The organism is Paenibacillus polymyxa (genome assembly GCF_015710975.1).
Classification (GTDB): Bacteria; Bacillota; Bacilli; order Paenibacillales; family Paenibacillaceae; genus Paenibacillus; species Paenibacillus polymyxa.
Genome location: NZ_CP049783.1, coordinates 2,347,224 through 2,366,292, shown reverse-complemented (window position 1 = coordinate 2,366,292; position 19,069 = coordinate 2,347,224). Strand labels below are relative to the sequence as shown.

Genomic DNA, 19,069 nt, shown 5'->3' with positions numbered 1-19,069 from the left:
TTAATACCTATGCCAATACGTTAAAGGTTAGGCGAGGGAAGGTTGAATCTTCTTGAACAGATTCCCTGACGTTTCTTCTGCCACAACGCGCTCTGTGCTGGCCGAATGATCCAGTTTGGATTCATCTACAGTCACTCTGTAAATATCCGCTCCCAATCCAGTCAGTTTTTCAGCCAAATGAACGTAACCACGATCGATGTGATGAACGCCAGATACCTCCGTTGTACCTTCTGCAATAAGTCCAGTCAGAATTAACGCAGCACCTGCACGCAAATCTGTCGAGGTTACTTTCGCGCCCGTCAACTTAGCATTGCCAGTTACAATCGCCGAACGACCTTCGACCTTAATTTCCGCATTCATGAGATGAAATTCATCCACATGCATGAAACGATTTTCAAACACAGTTTCCGTAATGATGCTCGTTCCTTCAGCGGCAAGTTGAAGTGCCATCATCTGAGACTGCATATCAGTTGGAAAACCAGGATAAGGCAGCGTTTTAACATCAACGGCCTTTAGCGGCTTATCCGCAATGACACGAATACCATTTTCATCGGGTTGAATCGTTACACCCATTTCTTCCATCTTGGATATAACCGGTCCCAAATGATCGGATATTGCGCCTTCTACATATACGTTCCCGCCTGTGATCGCAGCAGCAACCATATAAGTACCTGCTTCTACCCGGTCGGGAATGACCGTATGTTTTACACCATGCAGCTTCTCGACGCCTTCTATACGAATCACGCCTGTGCCTGCACCGCGTACTTTGGCTCCCATGCCATTCAGGAAGTTGGCGAGATCAACGATCTCAGGTTCCTTAGCAGCATTCTCAATGGTAGTTACGCCCTCAGCAAGAGTAGCGGCCATCATAATATTCTCGGTTGCTCCTACGCTGGCTACATCCAAATAAACTTTAGCTCCGCGCAGACGACCGTTACTTTTAGCTTCAATAAAGCCCTGGCCCAAGCTTATCTCGGCGCCCAACGCTTCGAACCCCTTCAAATGCTGATCAATAGGTCTTGTTCCAATTGCGCATCCGCCTGGAAGCGAGATTCTTGTACGTCCCAAACGTGTAAGCAATGGCCCCATAACCAAAAATGATGCGCGCATTTTCCTAACCCACTCGTAAGGGGCTTCACAGGAAATTATCTTCCGCGCGTCAACACGAATGACCTCGTCTTGGTATGTAACGCCTGCTCCTAAGGACTCCAGCACTTTATTAATGGTCATCACATCGTCTAGAGGAGGTGCATCCATAATAACACTTTCTCCTTCTTCTCCTAACAGAGAAGCGGCGATGATCGGCAGAACTGAGTTTTTGGCTCCGCTGACTTTGACACTCCCGGTCAATCTGTTGCCACCGCGGACGATAAATTTGCTCATCTATGGTTCCCTCCGCGCGTCATTTCTCTTTTCCATTTTTGAAAAAAAGAACATATTCCGCTATTTTCATGCCTTGCTTTTTCATTACATAAAAAAACAAGATTTTACTAATACCCTAACTGCCATCATACCACTGATTAAAACAAGTATACAAGCGTTTTTTGTACTTGACGACCATTGCGTTCTAACTGATTCAGCCAGTTATACATGTATGGTTCTTTTGTTTACCATTGTTAACAATATGGCACGATGTTATTCGACAATTCCTGCAACATCCACAGTCATAAAATCATATAACCCGCCTACTTCATGTTAAAACAAATTCTAGAGCATCTGGCTCCAAGAGATGTAGTTCAACAAGAAACCAGAAACCAACTGTCCCAAAATTATAGCAAGAAACAAGTGCAGCAATCTGCCCTGCGGTCCTTTGGGTTGCCGGATTAACAAATCCAGCTTTAAGCTTTGCAAAGCCCACCAAGCTAACGCTATACAGACGAGCGATACGATCATGGAGATCAGCGCGGTCATACTCGCCGATTGACTTAACTGTTCAGCCAACTGCTGCTTCCCGTTCATCCGTAATTCCTCCCATCTGCGTCACAGACTTCTTTATAATACTCGGCGAGCGCCTAATATGCCAGTGCTATTTCTGTTTCCAGTACATTTATTTCGACAAAATGTGAATAATCACTTCTGTTTCGCGAATTTAAAAGGTACTAAATACCTAGCCATCAAACAAGAAATAGGACTATATTTTTGGAAAAGACAGCTAAAAAAGGGCTCGATCACAGTGATCGAAGGAAGCAAAGGCGTCACTTACCTTCTGCAGGCATTCTTGGGCAGAAGTTATGAAGTGGTCTCTTTGTCATTCCATCCGTATACTATGCCGAACCCTTTTAAAATTCCACTCAAAATCCAATATTAATTCTTATTGGTTCTGATACTTGTAGCATTCAATCGGTTAAGCGCCCGTTGCAGAGCGACTTCTGCCCGATGATGATCTATCTGTTCCTGCTTGCTCTGGAGCCGCAGTTCTGCCCGCTCCCTTGCCGCACGGGCACGCTCCACATCAATATCTTCGGAACGTTCCGCACTCTCAGCCAAAATGACCACTTTATCTTTGCGGACTTCAACAAAGCCCCCATTGACCGCGATCACTTCAGTTTGACCACCGATTTTAATACGTATCGGTGCAATCTTCAAGGGAGTGACCAAGGGAAGGTGTCCTGGTAAAATCCCAAGATCGCCTTCCGAGCCGCGAACACTGATGCTGTTTACCTGTTCCGTATAGACCAGGCGCTCCGGCGTCACAATCTCTAGTAAATACGTGCTCACTTGAATCCCTCCTGGAAGCTGTCCACAGACAGCTCACTTCGTAAGGCTCGGCTATTCTCTGCCTGTATGTTTACAACGTTTTAGCTTTTTCAACTGCTTCTTCGATGGCTCCTACAAAAAGGAAGGCCGCTTCTGGAAGGTGGTCATACTTGCCCTCCAAAATTTCTTTGAAGCTTCGTACAGTTTCTTTAACCGGCACATATTTACCCGGGAAGCCGTTAAATGCTTCGGCAACATGGAAAGGTTGTGAAAGGAAACGCTGGATTTTACGGGCACGTGCTACCAGCATTTTATCTTCTTCACTCAACTCGTCCATACCCAGGATCGCAATAATATCCTGAAGCTCATTGTAGCGGGCCAAAATTTGTTTTACCCCTTGCGCTACATTATAATGCTCTTCACCCACAACGTCTGGAGCCAAAATACGGGAGCTTGATGCGAGTGGATCAACCGCTGGGTAAATACCCATTTCGGAAATTTTACGTTCCAGGTTCGTTGTAGCATCCAAATGGGCAAACGTAGTAGCAGGAGCCGGGTCAGTGTAGTCATCCGCAGGCACGTAGATTGCCTGAATGGAAGTAACCGAACCTTTTTTAGTAGAAGTAATCCGTTCTTGCAATTGACCCATCTCAGTTGCCAGCGTAGGCTGGTAACCTACTGCGGAAGGCATACGTCCCAACAGGGCAGAAACCTCAGAACCTGCTTGGGTAAAGCGGAAAATGTTATCAATAAAGAGCAACACGTCACGGCCTTCTTGATCACGGAAATACTCAGCCATCGTCAGACCTGTGAGGGCAACACGCAAACGCGCACCCGGAGGCTCGTTCATTTGTCCAAACACCATCGCTGTTTTGTTGATAACGCCGGAATCTCTCATTTCATGGTACAAGTCATTTCCTTCACGTGTACGTTCACCTACACCTGCGAATACAGAAATACCACCATGCTCCTGAGCGATATTGTTAATCAATTCTTGAATGGTTACTGTTTTACCTACACCAGCACCACCAAACAATCCGACTTTACCACCTTTGGCATAAGGAGCCAGCAAGTCGATAACCTTAATACCAGTTTCGAGCATCTCTGCTTGAGTTGTCAATTCTTCGAAAGAAGGCGCTTGACGGTGAATCGGATTTCTAGCCGTTTCACTCATATCAGCACCATTATCAATTGGCGTTCCAAGCACGTTAAATACACGTCCAAGAGTAGCTTCGCCGACAGGTACCGAGATAGGCGCTCCCAGATCTATTGCTTCAGCTCCACGAACCAAACCATCTGTGGAAGACATGGCAATACAACGCACACGGTTGTCACCTAGATGTTTTGAAGCTTCGAGCGTCAGATCAATTTTGACTCCGCTCTCCAGCACAGTCCCAATATGAATGGCATTCAGAATTTCCGGAAGCTGCCCACGTTCAAACTCAACGTCGACAACCGGACCCATGATGCTCACTACGCGTCCTTTGTTCATCTTTTGGTTTCCCTCCTACAAGCTTGCACAGCCGCAAATCCGAACCATTCTGATTTGTTTTGCGCCCGCAATTTATCATAATAGTGTAGACCCTGTTATAAAACAGTCACAAGAAGTCGCATTAAGACTGAGCGTTAGCCCCTGCGACAATTTCCGTAATTTCCTGGGTAATAGCCGCTTGACGAGCACGGTTATAGGTTAAGGAAAGCTCTCCAATCAACTTGGTAGCATTCTTCGTAGCTGATCCCATTGCCGTCATCTTCGCTCCCAGCTCACTTGCTTTACCATCCAGCAAAGCCCCGTAAATGAGCGTTTCTGCGTAACGCGGCAGCAATACTTCAAGCACACCTTCTGGTGAAGGTTCATACTCATAGTTAATTGAGGATGAAGTCGTAGCAGAATCCGGTGTTGCCATAGGTAACAAACGATCAACTGTTGGAATTTGAGTCAATGCGTTGACAAAGCGGTTATAGCATAGATAAAGCTCATCAAATTCTTTAAGTTCAAAGCCTTGTACTGCCTTGCTAGCAATCGTTTTGATATCTGCAAATGCAGGTGTATCTGACAGATCTGTTACCGATTCAGCGATAGGAAATTCACGACGTCTGAAATAATCCCGTCCTTTTCGCCCAATGATGAAAATCATAAATTCATCCTGTGAACGGTGACGTTCAGCAATCGTCTGCGTAACCTGTCGCAAAATATTGGCGTTATAACCACCAGCCAGACCACGATCAGATGTAATGATGAGATAAGCCGTCTTTTTAACTGGACGCGTCTCTAGCATTGGATGCTTGATGTTATTCGCTCCAGAAGCAATGCTACTCACAACTTCTTTAAGCTTTTCCGAGTAAGGACGAGCCGATTCCGCTTTTTCCTGAGCTTTTCTCAGCTTGGATGCAGCGACCATTTCCATTGCTTTCGTGATCTGCTTCGTACTCTGCACACTTTTAATCTGACGTTTAATCTCGCGCATACCTTTTGCCATGATTTCACCACCTTCAAGCTTTGACAAAGCCAAAGCTAACTTCGTAAGATTCAAATCCAGCCGGACATATGTTAAAGGGCCTGTTAGTGAGGGTAAAACATGCCAAGGAAGCCACAACCCAGAGGGTACGCTTCCTTAGGACATCTTTCATCATAAACAGGCAAATTCCAATGTATTAAACCGACGTGGCGAATGATTTTTTGAATTTCTCTATAGCTGCCTTCAAAGCTGCTTCATTATCAGCAACCAAGTCTTTCGTGTCGCGGATAGATTGAAGCACATCCTGATGATCGGACTCCATGAAAGACAGGAAGTCTTTTTCAAAACGTTTTACATCCGCTACAGGAATATCATCGAGGAAGCCTTTTACAGCAGTATACAAGCTCACTACTTGTTGCTCTACAGCAAGCGGTTGGTTAACACCTTGTTTCAAAATTTCCATCATGCGTGCACCGCGATCGAGACGGGCTTTGGTGGATTTATCCAAGTCGGACCCGAATTGGGAGAACGCTTGAAGCTCACGATATTGAGCGAGATCCAGACGCAGGGAACCTGCAACCTTTTTCATCGCTTTAATCTGAGCGGAGCCACCTACACGAGATACGGAAATACCTACGTTGATCGCCGGACGTTGCCCTGCATAGAACAAGTCAGCTTCCAGGAAGATCTGTCCATCCGTGATGGAAATAACGTTAGTTGGAATATACGCAGAAACGTCGGAAGCCTGTGTCTCGATGAACGGCAATGCGGTAAGTGATCCGCCACCGAGCTCATCATTCAGCTTCGCTGCACGTTCCAGCAAGCGAGAGTGCAGGTAGAAAACGTCACCCGGATATGCTTCACGACCCGGTGGACGACGCAGCAACAGGGAAAGTTCCCGGTAAGCAGACGCTTGTTTAGTCAAGTCATCATAAACAACGAGGACGTGCTCGCCTTTGTACATAAAGTACTCACCCATGGCACAGCCAGAGTAAGGAGCAATGTACAGCAATGGTGATGGTTCGGAAGCAGATGCCGTAACGACAATCGTGTATTCCAGCGCACCATGACGACGCAATGTTTCAACAACTTGAGCAACCGTGGATTGTTTTTGACCAATAGCAACATAAATACATTTCATGCCGTTGCCTTTTTGGTTCAAAATAGCATCGATTGCGATAGAAGTTTTACCTGTTTGACGGTCACCGATAATCAGCTCACGTTGACCACGACCAATCGGAACCATCGCATCAATAGCTTTAATCCCTGTCTGCATAGGCTCATGTACCGATTTACGGGCCATAACGCCTGGAGCCTGACTTTCAACCGGACGGAATTCTGTTGTAGCAATCGGTCCTTTACCGTCTACCGGTTGTCCCAGCGGGTTAACTACACGTCCGATCATTGCTTCGCCTACAGGGACTTGCATGATCTGACCTGTACGTTTTACTTGACCACCTTCGCGAATGTCGGAGAATTGACCCAAAATAACAACACCGACATTGCTCTCTTCCACATTGAGCGCCAAGCCCAATACGCCAGTGTCGAATTCGACCAATTCACCGGCCATAACTTTTTCCAGTCCGTAGACGCGGGCAATACCGTCGCCGACTTCAACAACAGTGCCGACTTCAACGACCTCGATATCATTTTTATATTGTTCAATCTGACTTTTAATCAATGAACTGATTTCCTCAGGTTTGATACTCAAGTGTGTTCACCCCTATCTTCTATACTCGTCTGTTAAAGGATTTCTCGAGACGATCCAGCTTGCCGGCCAGACTGCCGTCGTACAGTGTATCGCCGATAACCACTTTCAATCCGCCCAGCAGACTCGGGTCCACTATATTTTCCACACGGATTGTTTTATGTTCACGGGTTCCGAATTCCTCGGCTACCGCTGTTTTTTCCTGATCACTTAAAGCATAAGTCGAATACACCTTAGCATGGGCAATCCCCAGCTTGTATTCCTGAATATCGAGATATCCGGCCAGGAGAGATTCGAACAAATCTGCTCTACTGCGCTGAATCAGCAGCTTAATCGTGTTAATCAGCGACGCAGACAACTTGCCTTCAAAATTGCTAGCCAGAACCTGAAGCTTGACTGCTTCCGTAATGTTAGGAGAATTAATGAATTTACGGATTTCAGCATCCCCCGATACAGCTTCTACAAAAGCACGTAGCTCCTGTTCGGTTTCCATAATGGTTTGCTCCTGCTCTGCTACTTCATACAAAGCTTTCGCATACCGTTTGGCAACTACCGTATCTCGGCTCATGCTTTGCCTCCTACCTCTTTAAGGTATTGGTCGACAAGCTCTCCCTGGACTTGATCTTCCTTAATTTCCTTTTGAATCAGTTTGGAAGCAATTTGTACCGAAGCTTTACCCACTTCGCTGCGCAATTCGGCAACTGCCTTATTACGCTCGCTTGTGATTTCACGAACAGCTTCGTCTTTCAGGCGGACAGCTTCGTCTTTGGCCTGAATAATAATTTGTTCCGCTTGCTTGTTACCTGTTTGTTTTGACTGCTCTATAATATCGTAGGCTTCCTTACGCGCCTGCTGGAGAGCCTGCTTTTGCTCCTCAACATAAGCAACAGCCTGTTCACGTGTTTGTGCCGCCTCATTCATTTGCTGTAACACGAGTTGACGCCGCTTTTCCATAACGGAAAAGAGAGGGCCAAATGCATAGCGCGTCAGTAACCAGTACAAGATCAAAAATGCAATGATAGTGAAAACGATACTTGTCCAATTTAAACTCAATTGAAGTCACTCCTTTCCGGTGAACGTCGGTTCTGGGTCTTTCATGTTCAAACGAACAAAGAAGGCGCGGATGGCTGTGCCTTCCCCGCCAAACCTTGCTTCCATTCAATTAAGCACCTGCGTAGAAAATGAATGCCAGAACGACCCCGATGATTGGCAGGGCTTCGACCAGACCTACACCGATAAACATTACCGTTTGCAATGTTGCTTTAGCTTCAGGCTGACGAGCAATACCTTCAACTGTTTTACTTACGATCAGACCGTTACCAATACCTGCGCCCAAAGCGCCCAAACCTACTGCGATTGCAGCTGCGATATATGCCCAAACTCCCATTTTAAAAAATCCTCCTTAGTGATGTGTATTTGTGTTTTACATGTATTTGCAGTTAAGCGCGAAGCGTACTCCTGAACTTAACTAAAAACCGGAAAACGTGCTTGTCTAATGCTCTTCTTCATGCGTGTCAATGGACTGCGAAATATATACAAACGTTAGAATCGTAAAGACGAACGCTTGGATACTGCCGACAAAAATACTGAATCCCTGCCAGACTACGAGTCCCAATACGGAAGCAACCATACCTCCCACACCAAGTGCTGTCATTTTCAGCAGAACACTAATCAAAACTTCGCCGGCAAAAATATTACCGAATAGACGCATACCGTGTGTCAATAGTTTTGAGAACTGCTCAATCAAGTTAATTGGCAAAAAGAACGGAAATGGCTGAACGTAATGCTTGAAGTAAGCTTTGGTATTACGGAAGATCCCCAGGAAATGAACCAGGACAAAGATCATCAATGCCAGTCCAATGGATACCCCTGCATCTGCGGTAGGTGATTTCCACCAGCTGATACCTACATGGGCAGCTTCGCCCGGGTGAGACGCCTGTGCTTGTTCTAATGCTTCTTTGACTGGAATGATTTCATGTCCAAATACTTGGGCACTTTGCACATTATCGAATTCAGTCACAATGCCGAACGGTAAACCCAGCATATTGCCCACGAAAATGAACATGATCAGCGTCATCCCCAAGGAGAGGAATGGCTTCCCTTTTTTCAAATCCATCGTGCTGGAAATCAGTCCTTGAACGAATTCTACGACCCATTCCATAAAATTTTGCAACTTGCTCGGATTGTCCACAGACAAATTGCGCGTTGCAGCAAATGCCAGTCCAAATACAATCGCGCAGGTCACAACCAGCATAATAATGACGGACAAGTCAATGTTAAACCCGCCCAATTGGATAATCGGTGATTCATGCAACATGTTTTCTCACCCCTTTCTCAGTTGAGCTATCATTTTTCCTGAAGCGCGAATATGATGCCTATAATTAACAGAAGGAATTGTCCGGTCACCAAGCTTGCCATTACAGCGATCTCATGGAAATAGGCCGGGAATTCTATAGCCAGCACCACTGCCAAAATTGAGGTCCCTAATCGAACGCCAAAGCCAATACCAAACACTCTCTTCTTTCTTTCACCGGCGGCCGCACTCGCAACCTGTCGAATTTTGTAGGCCATATACAGCACATTTAGACAGCTTACTCCCGTTCCCAGAATGATTCCGTGAGCAATGTCACGATGTTGGGGCATGAAGGCGGAGACCAGGAAACACAGAGCCATAATACCAAGCGCCACGATCCATAACATTTTTTGCATACGGGTCATCTCATTCATGGTTATCCCTCAATACCTTTCCGATCACAAGGGCAATACTTAATGCGCCTACAACCAAGCCTGCGAGAACGCTTACGCCAATCCAAATTCCGGAGCCACCAAGTTTGGTATCAAGCCATTTTCCGGCATAGAAACCACCCAGTGTGCATATCGTCAAATCAATGCCGATCGCGCTCACCATTCCTATAGCCTTAAAGGCATTTCCGGTGTTGTTTCGGTTGTTGTTTTGCTTGGAAGGTTTGACCACTTTTCTCATGTCACCCCTGCAATTCCAGTCCATTTTACTTAAATATAAGATGCTTTGTCAATTGAGATATTTTAGCGCCCTAAAGTATAAAAATCAGTCGACAAAGCATCTAAAAATGCTGTATCCCTTGGTAACCGTACAGTTTAACTGTATGCTTACCTTGTAAAGATTAATTATTACGAACGGACGCCTTTTGTGAACATTGTGTGAAATTCTTCAGGACGTTCTGTTTGAACACCATAATGGTGCAAAATCGCATTGACAATTCTTACAGATGCCTGTCCATCACCGTAAGGATTCGCTGCCTGACTCATAGACTCATACAACGCGGAATCTGTCAAAAGAGCCTTGGTCCGATTGTACACGTTCTCTTCACTTGTACCCACCAGTTCCAAGGTACCCGCTTCAATCCCTTCCGGTCTTTCGGTCGTATCACGCAGCACCAGGACAGGTACTCCGAACGAAGGCGCTTCTTCCTGAAGACCACCGGAATCGGTAAGAATCAGATGCGTGTGTGGATAAAAATTGTGCAGGTCCACTACATCCAGCGGATCAATCAGCTTAATACGCGGATGGTTGCCCAAAATTTCAAATGCAGGTTCCTTCACAGCCGGACTCGGATGAACCGGGTAAACAATTGCAATATCCTCAAACTCATCTGCGATCCGCTTAACCGCAGTAAAAATCTGACGATGCGGTTCCCCTTGGGATTCCCGGCGATGTGCTGTCATGAGAATCAGGCGTTTGCCCTGAGCCCAGTCCAGTACCGGATGCTCGTAGTCCTGGCGAACTGTATACTGAAACACGTCAGTTACTGTATTGCCTGTTACATATATTCGCGATTCAGGTTTATTTTCCTTCCGCAAATTTCCAGCAGATAAAGAAGTAGGCGAAAAATGCAGATCGGACAGCACACCTGTGAGCTGACGATTCATTTCTTCAGGATATGGAGAAAGCTTGTTCCATGTCCGCAAACCTGCTTCCACATGCCCTACTTCAATTTGCTGCATAAAGGCTGCATAGCTAGCCAAGAAAGTCGTCAGCGTATCGCCGTGAACCAACACGATATCAGGCTTGGCTTCACGCAATACGGGTTCCAGACCTTGAAGTACACGTATGGAGATTTCATTGAGTGTCTGGCGATCCTTCATTACATCCAGATCATAGTCAGGGTGGATATTAAAAACTTCCAGAACCTGATCAAGCATCTGGCGATGTTGAGCTGTTACGCATACTACGGACTCGATATGCTCCGGATGGCGCTGAAGCTCCAAAATGAGAGGAGCCATCTTAATCGCTTCCGGACGCACACCGAAAATGGTCATTACTTTAATTTTAGACATTTTCCGTTGAACCCCTTTTCATAATAAACGTCTGCTTCCCAGATCTTCCGTGATTCAGATAGATGATCTGTCTTAGCGTCCATAGATTGTGCCGAACCGCTAAAAGCAGTCTACTTAGTCCCGTACAAGCGGTCTCCCGCATCCCCAAGACCCGGAATGATGTAACCATGATCATCCAAACGCTCGTCCAGTGCAGCGACATAAATGTCTACATCAGGATGCGCATCCTGCACAGCTTTCACTCCTTCAGGAGCGGCAATCAGATTCATCATTTTAATTTGAGTACAGCCTCTTTTTTTCAACACATCAATCGCTGCGATCGCCGACCCGCCTGTTGCAAGCATCGGATCAATTACGATCAATTCACGTTCAGTTACATCCGTAGGCAGCTTCGTATAATATTCTACGGGTTGCAATGTCTCAGGATCACGGAACAACCCCACATGTCCTACTTTTGCAGCAGGCAAAAGCTTTACGACACCATCCAGCATACCCAGGCCTGCACGCAAAATCGGGATAAGGCCCAACATACGACCAGAAATCACTTTACCTTCAGTTTCAGCAACTGGAGTCTGTACCGTAATGCTCTCCAGCGGAATATCTCTTGTAATTTCATAAGCCATCAAAGTTGCTACTTCATCAACCAGTTCACGGAAATCTTTCGTGTTGGTCCGTACATCGCGGATAAATGTAAGTTTGTGTTGGATCAAAGGGTGATCGCAAACCACCAGTTTTGCCATAATATATTCCCTCCGGTATTATCGTCACGTTCTTCCGCACCAGCATATCGAACATCCTGATTCGAAAGGATCTATGTAACCTATTTGTACAAACCAAATAAGCACAGATGCAATGCGTGCCTGTAAATCCTGTTTATTATAACATTCCCTTGATTGATTTAACACCTGCCACTGCAACCTTTTGTCAAGGGAAAGATATGACAGGCAAAATACTTGGCAAGGCCCATTTACGTGTGACTTTTGTCATATGAAATCATACTAAAAAGGCTCTGACGGTCCTTGACCGTCAAAGCCTACCAGTTCTAAACTTCCTGCCTGAGATATAGCCTCTGCTATCCCACGCATATATTCTTTATCTATACTTCAGATTGTCCCACGCTCCCTGAAATTGCTGAAGCATTTCGTCCTTCGTAATAACGCCTGCGATATAGGCTTGCATACTACTGCTTAAATCCTGATTTAGCCCCTTTGAAAAGCGTTGGAAGTTCCAGCTCCATATCTTGCCTTCCTTCACGTGCCGTGATATTTCCGCACCCAAATCACCTGTGGTCTCGTCACTGGACATGATACTTTTGAAGGCAGGAACGAACTTAAACTCCTTGGTAATATAATGCTTACCTGTTTCTGATGTGACCAGCCAGTTGAGAAATTCCTTTGCCTCCTGCTTCACAGGCGAGTTTTTGTTGACAACCCAGTTCGAGGCCACTCCCACAGCCAGTTTGTCTCCAGTGGAAGAATTATTGTCTATAGGCGTAGGAAGAATACCCAAATTCAAGTTAGGATTAATTCCATCTATTTGCGGCTGCGTCCAGTTCCCCTGGTGCATCATAGCGGCCTTACCTGTTGAAAACAGTGTCACTTGTGTATTGTAGTCCGTCGTGAGCGGATTGGGGTTTCCATATTTTAAAGTCAGGTCAAGCAACTTCACCCACTGATGGAACACGGGGTTACCAGGAATGCGAGCAGTTCCTTGGTTTAAATCCGCAACGTAACTCTCCGGGTTCGGCTGTCTGGCAAAGGGGATATTGATAAAATGGTTTCCCAGAACCCACCATTCTGCATAGCCGTTAGCAAAAGGGATAATCCCTGCTGCTTTCAGTCGCTTGGCTGCTTCCTCCAATTCATCTAACGTCTGAGGCAATTTGGTTATACCCGCTTTTTTGAACAAATCCTTATTATAAACAAAACCAAATCCCTCCAGGTTCATAGGCTGTCCATAAATCTTACCGTTAACCGTCATCGGCTTACGGGCGAAATCGTCCAGGTCCTTCACCCATGGCTGATCCGACAAATCCTCCAGATACTCAAACCACGTATCGCGATCCTGGTAACCCTCATTCGTGAAAATGTCCGGCTGGTCGCCTGAGGCGAATTTAGCCTTCAACGAAGCACCGTAGTCCGTACCCCCACCGACAGATTGAATATCCAGCTTGATACCAGGGTGCGTTCTTTCATACTCAGCCTTCAGTTTGTTCAACGGTTCCGAAATCTCCACTTTGAATTGATAAATGTGTATCGTTTTGGTCCCACTCTGTTGAGCCTTTGTATTACCACAACCTGCAAGCATACACGTAAGCAGCAACATCAGGGAGATGACAAGCAGCACTGTCTTTTTCATCCGATAACCCTCCCATCAGCCTTTAACCGCTCCGGCCGCAATGCCAGAAACGATGTATTTTTGCATCACCAGAAAAAACACAACGATTGGCGTGATTCCGAGCACCAGTGCGGGCAACGCCAAGTCCCATTGCTTGGTATATTGACCAAACAGCATATAGGTCGCAATCGGAATCGTACGCAGCTCAGGATCATTCAAAATGAGCGAAGGCAGCAGATAATCATTCCAGATCCATAACGTATTCAAAATAAGTACGGTCACGAACATAGGGAGCAACAGTGGACAAACGATGCGAAAGAACACCCCGTAGCGAGAGGAACCATCTACTCTCGCCGCTTGCTCAACCTCAATAGGCACCGTTTTAATAAAACCATGAAACAGAAAAACTGATAAAGGCGCTCCAAAACCCAGATAGCACAAAATCAGTCCTGGTATGCTGTTGTTCAGGCTCAATACGTTGGACACTTCCATAAGCGGCAACATAATCGATTGAAAAGGTACGACCATCGCAGCCACAAGCAGCCCGAACAGGAACCGATTAAAAAGAGTATCATGCCGAACCATTTGGTAGGCGGCCATCGAGCTGATCAGCAGCAAAAGCGCATTGCTGACGATGGTGACGATCAGTGAATTCCCCAGTGCTGTGGGAAAGTTTATTTTATTCCAGGCGTTAGCATAGTTTTCAAAACGGAAGGTTGTCGGCCACGAAGCGGAATAAGCCAAAATGTCTCCAAAAGATTTAACCGAGTTCACGAGCAAAAAATAGAACGGAATTAGAAAGATCAACCCAATCACAATAAGCAATATTTCAGCTACCCATGTGCTTAAACGATAGTTCGATGTTTTTTCCATTACATTTCGACCTCCTTTTTCTTCGTGAGGCGCACCTGAATGCTGGTAATGATCGCAACGACCACGAAGAAAATCATAGCCTTAGCAGTTCCCAATCCAAGTCGATTATTTGTAAACGCTTCATTATATATGTCCAACGCTACAGACTCTGTCGCCTTGAATGGTCCACCCTTTGTCAAAGCCAAATTCAGCTCAAATACTTTAAAGGACCAGGATATCGCCAGGAACAAGCAGACGGTCACTGCTGGCATAATAAGCGGCACCACGATATGACGCAAAACCTGTCTTCGGCTCGCACCATCAATTTGGGCTGATTCAATAAGAGCATGCGGGACATTATTTAGAGAGGATATGTAAATAACCATGAGATAACCTGCGTATTGCCAAACAAACACAATGACAGTTCCCCAAAATGCAGTCGGCCCATCACCTAACCACGGCAGTTTGAAAAAAGAAAGCCCTGTGGCCTCTCCCACCGCCGAAAAGCCGCGTACAAATATAAATTGCCAGATGAAGCCGAGCAGCAAGCCGCCGATCATATTAGGCATAAAAAATACAGTTCGCAGTGCATTGCGGGTACGCAACGGCTTTGTAAGCGCATAGGCCAGGAAAAAGCCCACCAGGTTAGTTAGAATGACACCACATACGGTAAAGCGGACCGTAAACCAAAATGCATTACGGAAGTCCGGATCATCTTTAAAAATATGAATGTAATTCCCTAGTCCGAGCCATCGGACATGTTCAGATACGCCATCCCAGTTCGTCATGGAATAATACAGCCCCAACAGGAACGGAATGACCATAATTAAGACGAAAAACAACGCCATCGGTCCTACAAATATGAGCTGCTGCAATAATTGCGCGGATTTTCTTTGGCTCAATGCAATCACTCCTTTGGTCGTAGATCATGAAGGAAAATGCGCATAAATCCTTACTTTAATCGCTTATTACCCAAAAACGTAAGTTTCGAGTCGTCTGGAATCAAAAAAAGGCTGTTCTCCCTTCGCTAACGAAAGGAAAACAGCCTTATCATATAAAGATTAAAAGGAATGGCGATGAATTAGTATTGTGTTCCTGGATAGATCGGGAACTTGTCTGTCAACTCGCCCACCGCTTGGCTTGCTTTGGACAATACAGTATCATCTTTTGGATTTTTAAGAGTATCAGCAATAATTTTACCAATTTTAACCATAGCTTCTTCATCCATACCACGAGAAGTTGCAGCAGGTGTACCAATACGAATGCCGCTGGTAACGAACGGACTCGTTGGATCGAAAGGAATGGCATTTTTGTTGACCGTGATACCCACGGAATCCAATACATGCTCCGCTTCTTTACCTGTAATATTCAAATTGCGAGTATCCAACAGCATCAGGTGATTATCCGTACCACCGGATACAATGTTGATTCCCTCTGCCAGCAGTGTTTCAGCCAGCACCTGTGCGTTGCGAACTACGTTTTGCGCATAGGTTTTGAATGATGGCTGGAGCGCTTCACCCAAAGCAACTGCTTTGGACGCGATCACGTGCATCAGTGGTCCTCCTTGAGTACCAGGGAAGATAGCTTTATCAATCGCTTGCGCCCACGCTTTGCGAGTCAGAATTAGCCCCCCACGCGGACCACGCAGCGTTTTGTGCGTCGTTGTTGTCACAAATTGAGCATGGGGAACCGGACTAGGATGAATCCCTGCTGCCACGAGACCTGCGATATGTGCCATATCCACCATGAATAAAGCACCTACATCATTAGCAATGGAAGCAAAGGCTTCAAAATCGATAGTACGCGGATATGCACTTGCACCAGCTACGATCAGACGAGGGCGGTGCTTGAAGGCTGCTTTGCGCACTTCATCGTAGTCGATGCGGAAGTTGTCTTCACGTACACCGTAAGCAGCAAAGTTATACAACAAACCGGAGGCATTAACCGGGCTTCCGTGTGTTAAGTGGCCGCCATGCGCCAGATTCATACCCAGTACAGTATCTCCAGGTTGAAGAGCTGCCAGATATACCGCCATGTTAGCCTGCGCTCCAGAGTGAGGCTGTACATTCGCATGCTCGGCGCCAAATAGTTCTTTCGCACGGTCACGTGCAATATCTTCGACGATATCTACATGCTCACAGCCACCATAGTAGCGTTTGTTCGGATAACCTTCAGCATATTTATTGGTAAGCACGGAGCCCATGGCTTCCATTACTGCTTCACTGACGATATTCTCAGATGCGATCAGCTCGATATTGTGGCGTTGCCGTTTCAGTTCAAGCCCCATTGCTTCCATCACTGCCGGGTCACTTTTACGCAGATGTTCCATCATGATTGATTACTCCCTCTCCATGGTCAAATTGTTGGGTATACAAGCAAATGCCTGCTCCTCTGTTGGGTACCTCATCATCAATGCAAAAAAGATCAGTACAAACATGCCGACATGCCAAATGCTAATCGCAGTTTCCACCGGCTTCTTGTTCCAGACTGTACACTGCCCGTTGTCCGCCAATAAGCGGAGGACGAGTGAACGCAGCCGTCACACGTGCTTCACCAATCCAGCGAAGGCTTGGGCGAAACGGAACGGCAATCGGGCGCAAATGCATGCCAATCAGCGTTTCGCCGATGTCTATCCCGGCATGAGCCTGCACATTCGCCGCCAGACACGCATCGTCCATAGAGCGATAGGCAACGGTAGCCATAGAGCCCCCTGCTGTACGAACAGGAACAGCCGCAACCTCCATCAGGCCTAATCGCTCCAGTAGAGAACGTTCAACGACCAGTGCTCGGTTCAAGTGCTCACAGCATTGAAACGCCACATCAAAGCCATACTCTCTGCGAACGGATTCTACTCCAGACAACACTTGCTGAGCCACATCCAGCGCTCCTGCTGTGCCGATCCGACTTCCAGCCACTTCACTCGTGCTTGCGCCAATAACCAGCAGGCGACCAGCTTTAAGACTGGCCACTTCTGCAATTTCCCGCACGACAGAAGCGGTCTGTGCTTCGAGTGAAATCTCATGATCCAATTGTTCTACCATTGGAACCTCCTTTGGTTGAACAGCCTCTCAGAGACTAGGCATGGTCCCATGCCCCAAGTTCAACACACTCTCTCCTGATCACAATCTGACTATATTATAGCCGATGTTTCAGATTTCGAGCAGAAAAAATGGAAGAACAAGAAGGCAACAGAAGATCTGCTGTAGCTCGTATACGAAAAAAGAGCAGTCCACACCTATGTGGAATTGCTCTTTTGCCCAGGCGACCGGCCGTATATCCGATGCTCCATCGTGGTTAATCCCACTTTTGTCGCCAGTTACATCGGATTCTCATTTTTCCACCTTATCTTAACGGATTAACTGTCGAAAATCAACAGATTCCGTACAAAATAGAGGAATGGTACCGACTTTATTCGGAAGATCCCTTTAGCTTGTCCAGCAACTTATGCAAAGCTACACGGATTTCCGCAGCTGTGACATCGTAGTCCTCCCGCGAACCGCCAAACGGATCTGAGATATCGAAGCCCGGAATCCGTTGATGTAATTCAATCATTCGCTCACGTTCCTGCGCTGATAGCTCTTGTCCAAGTGAAGCCATCAACTGCTGTGATGCATACAAACCATCTAACTCCTGTACGTCATTCAGCACTGCGTCCCGGTCCTCCACATATTCCTTCAGCGTAAATACTTTGCCCGCCGTTTGTGGAAACCGTTGAATGACATGCTGTTTATGTCCTTGCGTCAAGGTTAAGATCAGATGTGCCCACTCGGCAAGCCCGTCGCTTAAAGGGGTTGAAGTGATCTGATCGGATATATCGTGATCACGTAGAACCGCCTCTGCATGCCGGGATATCGACGCCCCGTCCATCGCAGCTACTCCAGCGGAACGCACTTCCAGTTCCAGTCCATGCTCAGCAGCCAACTTACGTAGCATCCCCTCAGCCATTGGACTGCGACAGGTGTTCCCTGTGCATACAAATAAGATATTCTTCAACGTCTTCACCCCCCGTATGTTGAAAAAATATATAAACAGAGGATTACTCAAATCCTGTATTTATTTTACACTGTCTACGTTAAAATCAAAACATAAACATAAAGCCAAATGCCAGCAAAACGGCACCGCCCACCGCCTCTCCATAATCCCCCAGATTGCGGCTGACCTTGCGCCCCAGTAACAGCCCCAGCATCGCCATCGCTCCCCCGCAAAAACCAAAGGCCAGAACAGTCAGCACCAGGTCACTCTGGAACATCCCCAGGGACACTCCCACAGAAAATGAGTCAATGCTCACCCCAAGTGCAAATAGCAAAAGACCCAAAGGCGACCGATGATCCAATACGTGTACGCCGTCTCCCTTGAAGGAATTGTACACCATATGCCCGCCCAAAAGGATGAGTAATCCCCCTGCGAAATAGGTCGTCACATGGCCTAATAAAGAACTCATATAATGGCCTGTGAACATTCCCAGCAACGGCATCAGGATGTGAAAAAAACCAATCACAATGCTGATGCGCAGCACGTCTCGCAGGCGTATCCCCTTCATACCGATCCCTACGCCCAGCGACAGCGCATCCATCCCTAGCGCTACCGCCATGATCAGAATCGTTACAACCTGCCCAGCATCGGCAGAGGCTGCCAGCATACTCCATCCCTCCATTATCCGTCTGTTCTTGTACACGTTATGCGGACAAGGGGCAAATCA

At 46.5% G+C, this 19,069-nt stretch carries 21 protein-coding genes and 1 riboswitch; all 21 genes read right to left on the bottom strand.

What is annotated here, in order from left to right:
• Window positions 1-27: 27 nt before the first annotated feature.
• The 21 genes from murA to G7035_RS10605 all read right to left on the bottom strand — a co-directional run bounded on the left by murA (window position 28) and on the right by G7035_RS10605 (window position 19,009).
• A complete protein-coding gene (murA, locus tag G7035_RS10705) occupies window positions 28-1,383 on the bottom strand; it encodes a UDP-N-acetylglucosamine 1-carboxyvinyltransferase (RefSeq protein WP_017427134.1) in 1,356 nt (451 codons plus the stop codon).
• A 324-nt stretch (window positions 1,384-1,707) separates the two neighbouring features.
• Complete coding sequence (locus G7035_RS10700; protein ID WP_016822891.1) at window positions 1,708-1,959, bottom strand: DUF1146 family protein; 252 nt, start codon at window positions 1,957-1,959, stop codon at window positions 1,708-1,710.
• A gap of 345 nt (window positions 1,960-2,304) precedes the next feature.
• Window positions 2,305-2,718, bottom strand: coding sequence for a F0F1 ATP synthase subunit epsilon (locus G7035_RS10695; protein WP_016822889.1), 414 nt, complete (start codon window positions 2,716-2,718; stop codon window positions 2,305-2,307).
• 70 nt (window positions 2,719-2,788) lie between these two features.
• Entirely contained in the window at window positions 2,789-4,189 is a 1,401-nt protein-coding gene (gene atpD / locus G7035_RS10690) for a F0F1 ATP synthase subunit beta (RefSeq protein ID WP_016822888.1), read from the bottom strand.
• Window positions 4,190-4,310: 121 nt separating this feature from the next.
• Window positions 4,311-5,177 (bottom strand): ATP synthase F1 subunit gamma, encoded by an 867-nt coding sequence (atpG, locus tag G7035_RS10685; RefSeq protein WP_025366011.1) that lies wholly within the window; start codon window positions 5,175-5,177, stop codon window positions 4,311-4,313.
• A gap of 175 nt (window positions 5,178-5,352) precedes the next feature.
• On the bottom strand, window positions 5,353-6,867 hold the full coding sequence (gene atpA, locus G7035_RS10680) for a F0F1 ATP synthase subunit alpha (RefSeq protein ID WP_016822886.1): 1,515 nt from the start codon (window positions 6,865-6,867) through the stop codon (window positions 5,353-5,355).
• 19 nt (window positions 6,868-6,886) lie between these two features.
• Window positions 6,887-7,432 carry a F0F1 ATP synthase subunit delta gene (locus G7035_RS10675; RefSeq protein WP_016822885.1) on the bottom strand — a complete coding sequence of 182 codons (546 nt, stop codon included), beginning with the start codon at window positions 7,430-7,432 and terminating at the stop codon, window positions 6,887-6,889.
• Window positions 7,429-7,917, bottom strand: a complete 489-nt coding sequence (gene atpF / locus G7035_RS10670; protein WP_013373436.1) for a F0F1 ATP synthase subunit B — start codon at window positions 7,915-7,917, stop codon at window positions 7,429-7,431. The genes G7035_RS10675 and atpF overlap by 4 nt, the downstream gene beginning before the upstream one ends.
• Window positions 7,918-8,026: 109 nt before the next feature.
• Window positions 8,027-8,251, bottom strand: coding sequence for a F0F1 ATP synthase subunit C (gene atpE / locus G7035_RS10665; protein ID WP_007432750.1), 225 nt, complete (start codon window positions 8,249-8,251; stop codon window positions 8,027-8,029).
• A 105-nt stretch (window positions 8,252-8,356) separates the two neighbouring features.
• Window positions 8,357-9,181: a F0F1 ATP synthase subunit A gene (atpB, locus tag G7035_RS10660; protein WP_016822883.1), complete on the bottom strand. Its 825-nt coding sequence runs from the start codon at window positions 9,179-9,181 to the stop codon at window positions 8,357-8,359.
• Between the two features lie 29 nt (window positions 9,182-9,210).
• A complete protein-coding gene (locus G7035_RS10655; RefSeq protein ID WP_013312329.1) occupies window positions 9,211-9,591 on the bottom strand; it encodes an ATP synthase subunit I in 381 nt (126 codons plus the stop codon).
• Entirely contained in the window at window positions 9,584-9,847 is a 264-nt protein-coding gene (locus G7035_RS10650; protein ID WP_019688817.1) for an AtpZ/AtpI family protein, read from the bottom strand. The genes G7035_RS10655 and G7035_RS10650 overlap by 8 nt, the downstream gene beginning before the upstream one ends.
• Before the next feature lie 167 nt (window positions 9,848-10,014).
• On the bottom strand, window positions 10,015-11,181 hold the full coding sequence (gene wecB / locus G7035_RS10645; protein WP_019688818.1) for a non-hydrolyzing UDP-N-acetylglucosamine 2-epimerase: 1,167 nt from the start codon (window positions 11,179-11,181) through the stop codon (window positions 10,015-10,017).
• 110 nt (window positions 11,182-11,291) lie between these two features.
• A complete protein-coding gene (gene upp / locus G7035_RS10640; protein WP_013312332.1) occupies window positions 11,292-11,921 on the bottom strand; it encodes a uracil phosphoribosyltransferase in 630 nt (209 codons plus the stop codon).
• A 352-nt stretch (window positions 11,922-12,273) separates the two neighbouring features.
• A complete protein-coding gene (locus G7035_RS10635; protein WP_019688819.1) occupies window positions 12,274-13,539 on the bottom strand; it encodes an ABC transporter substrate-binding protein in 1,266 nt (421 codons plus the stop codon).
• Window positions 13,540-13,554: 15 nt separating this feature from the next.
• Window positions 13,555-14,391 carry a carbohydrate ABC transporter permease gene (locus tag G7035_RS10630; protein WP_019688820.1) on the bottom strand — a complete coding sequence of 279 codons (837 nt, stop codon included), beginning with the start codon at window positions 14,389-14,391 and terminating at the stop codon, window positions 13,555-13,557.
• Window positions 14,391-15,272: a carbohydrate ABC transporter permease gene (locus tag G7035_RS10625; RefSeq protein WP_019688821.1), complete on the bottom strand. Its 882-nt coding sequence runs from the start codon at window positions 15,270-15,272 to the stop codon at window positions 14,391-14,393. Before G7035_RS10625 ends, G7035_RS10630 begins: the two co-directional genes overlap by 1 nt.
• Before the next feature lie 179 nt (window positions 15,273-15,451).
• Window positions 15,452-16,702 carry a serine hydroxymethyltransferase gene (locus G7035_RS10620; RefSeq protein WP_016324828.1) on the bottom strand — a complete coding sequence of 417 codons (1,251 nt, stop codon included), beginning with the start codon at window positions 16,700-16,702 and terminating at the stop codon, window positions 15,452-15,454.
• A gap of 121 nt (window positions 16,703-16,823) precedes the next feature.
• Window positions 16,824-17,411 carry a TIGR01440 family protein gene (locus tag G7035_RS10615; protein ID WP_016822875.1) on the bottom strand — a complete coding sequence of 196 codons (588 nt, stop codon included), beginning with the start codon at window positions 17,409-17,411 and terminating at the stop codon, window positions 16,824-16,826.
• 207 nt (window positions 17,412-17,618) lie between these two features.
• A riboswitch (ZMP/ZTP riboswitch) is annotated at window positions 17,619-17,700 on the bottom strand.
• A 78-nt stretch (window positions 17,701-17,778) separates the two neighbouring features.
• A complete protein-coding gene (locus G7035_RS10610; protein ID WP_019688822.1) occupies window positions 17,779-18,363 on the bottom strand; it encodes a low molecular weight protein arginine phosphatase in 585 nt (194 codons plus the stop codon).
• 85 nt (window positions 18,364-18,448) lie between these two features.
• Entirely contained in the window at window positions 18,449-19,009 is a 561-nt protein-coding gene (locus tag G7035_RS10605; protein ID WP_016822873.1) for a manganese efflux pump MntP, read from the bottom strand.
• Window positions 19,010-19,069: the final 60 nt, after the last annotated feature.

What these genes read in the sequence shown, in the direction of transcription:
- G7035_RS10675 (WP_016822885.1), bottom strand. Translation starts at nt 7,432, where the DNA reads ATGAGCCGAGATACGGTAGTTGCCAAACGGTATGCGAAAGCTTTGTAT.
- G7035_RS10620 (WP_016324828.1), bottom strand. Translation starts at nt 16,702, where the DNA reads ATGATGGAACATCTGCGTAAAAGTGACCCGGCAGTGATGGAAGCAATG.
- upp (WP_013312332.1), bottom strand. Translation starts at nt 11,921, where the DNA reads ATGGCAAAACTGGTGGTTTGCGATCACCCTTTGATCCAACACAAACTT.
- G7035_RS10615 (WP_016822875.1), bottom strand. Translation starts at nt 17,411, where the DNA reads ATGGTAGAACAATTGGATCATGAGATTTCACTCGAAGCACAGACCGCT.
- G7035_RS10700 (WP_016822891.1), bottom strand. Translation starts at nt 1,959, where the DNA reads ATGAACGGGAAGCAGCAGTTGGCTGAACAGTTAAGTCAATCGGCGAGT.
- atpE (WP_007432750.1), bottom strand. Translation starts at nt 8,251, where the DNA reads ATGGGAGTTTGGGCATATATCGCAGCTGCAATCGCAGTAGGTTTGGGC.
- wecB (WP_019688818.1), bottom strand. Translation starts at nt 11,181, where the DNA reads ATGTCTAAAATTAAAGTAATGACCATTTTCGGTGTGCGTCCGGAAGCG.
- atpG (WP_025366011.1), bottom strand. Translation starts at nt 5,177, where the DNA reads ATGGCAAAAGGTATGCGCGAGATTAAACGTCAGATTAAAAGTGTGCAG.
- atpD (WP_016822888.1), bottom strand. Translation starts at nt 4,189, where the DNA reads ATGAACAAAGGACGCGTAGTGAGCATCATGGGTCCGGTTGTCGACGTT.
- atpB (WP_016822883.1), bottom strand. Translation starts at nt 9,181, where the DNA reads ATGTTGCATGAATCACCGATTATCCAATTGGGCGGGTTTAACATTGAC.
- murA (WP_017427134.1), bottom strand. Translation starts at nt 1,383, where the DNA reads ATGAGCAAATTTATCGTCCGCGGTGGCAACAGATTGACCGGGAGTGTC.
- G7035_RS10655 (WP_013312329.1), bottom strand. Translation starts at nt 9,591, where the DNA reads ATGAATGAGATGACCCGTATGCAAAAAATGTTATGGATCGTGGCGCTT.
- G7035_RS10605 (WP_016822873.1), bottom strand. Translation starts at nt 19,009, where the DNA reads ATGCTGGCAGCCTCTGCCGATGCTGGGCAGGTTGTAACGATTCTGATC.
- G7035_RS10630 (WP_019688820.1), bottom strand. Translation starts at nt 14,391, where the DNA reads ATGGAAAAAACATCGAACTATCGTTTAAGCACATGGGTAGCTGAAATA.
- G7035_RS10650 (WP_019688817.1), bottom strand. Translation starts at nt 9,847, where the DNA reads ATGAGAAAAGTGGTCAAACCTTCCAAGCAAAACAACAACCGAAACAAC.
- G7035_RS10635 (WP_019688819.1), bottom strand. Translation starts at nt 13,539, where the DNA reads ATGAAAAAGACAGTGCTGCTTGTCATCTCCCTGATGTTGCTGCTTACG.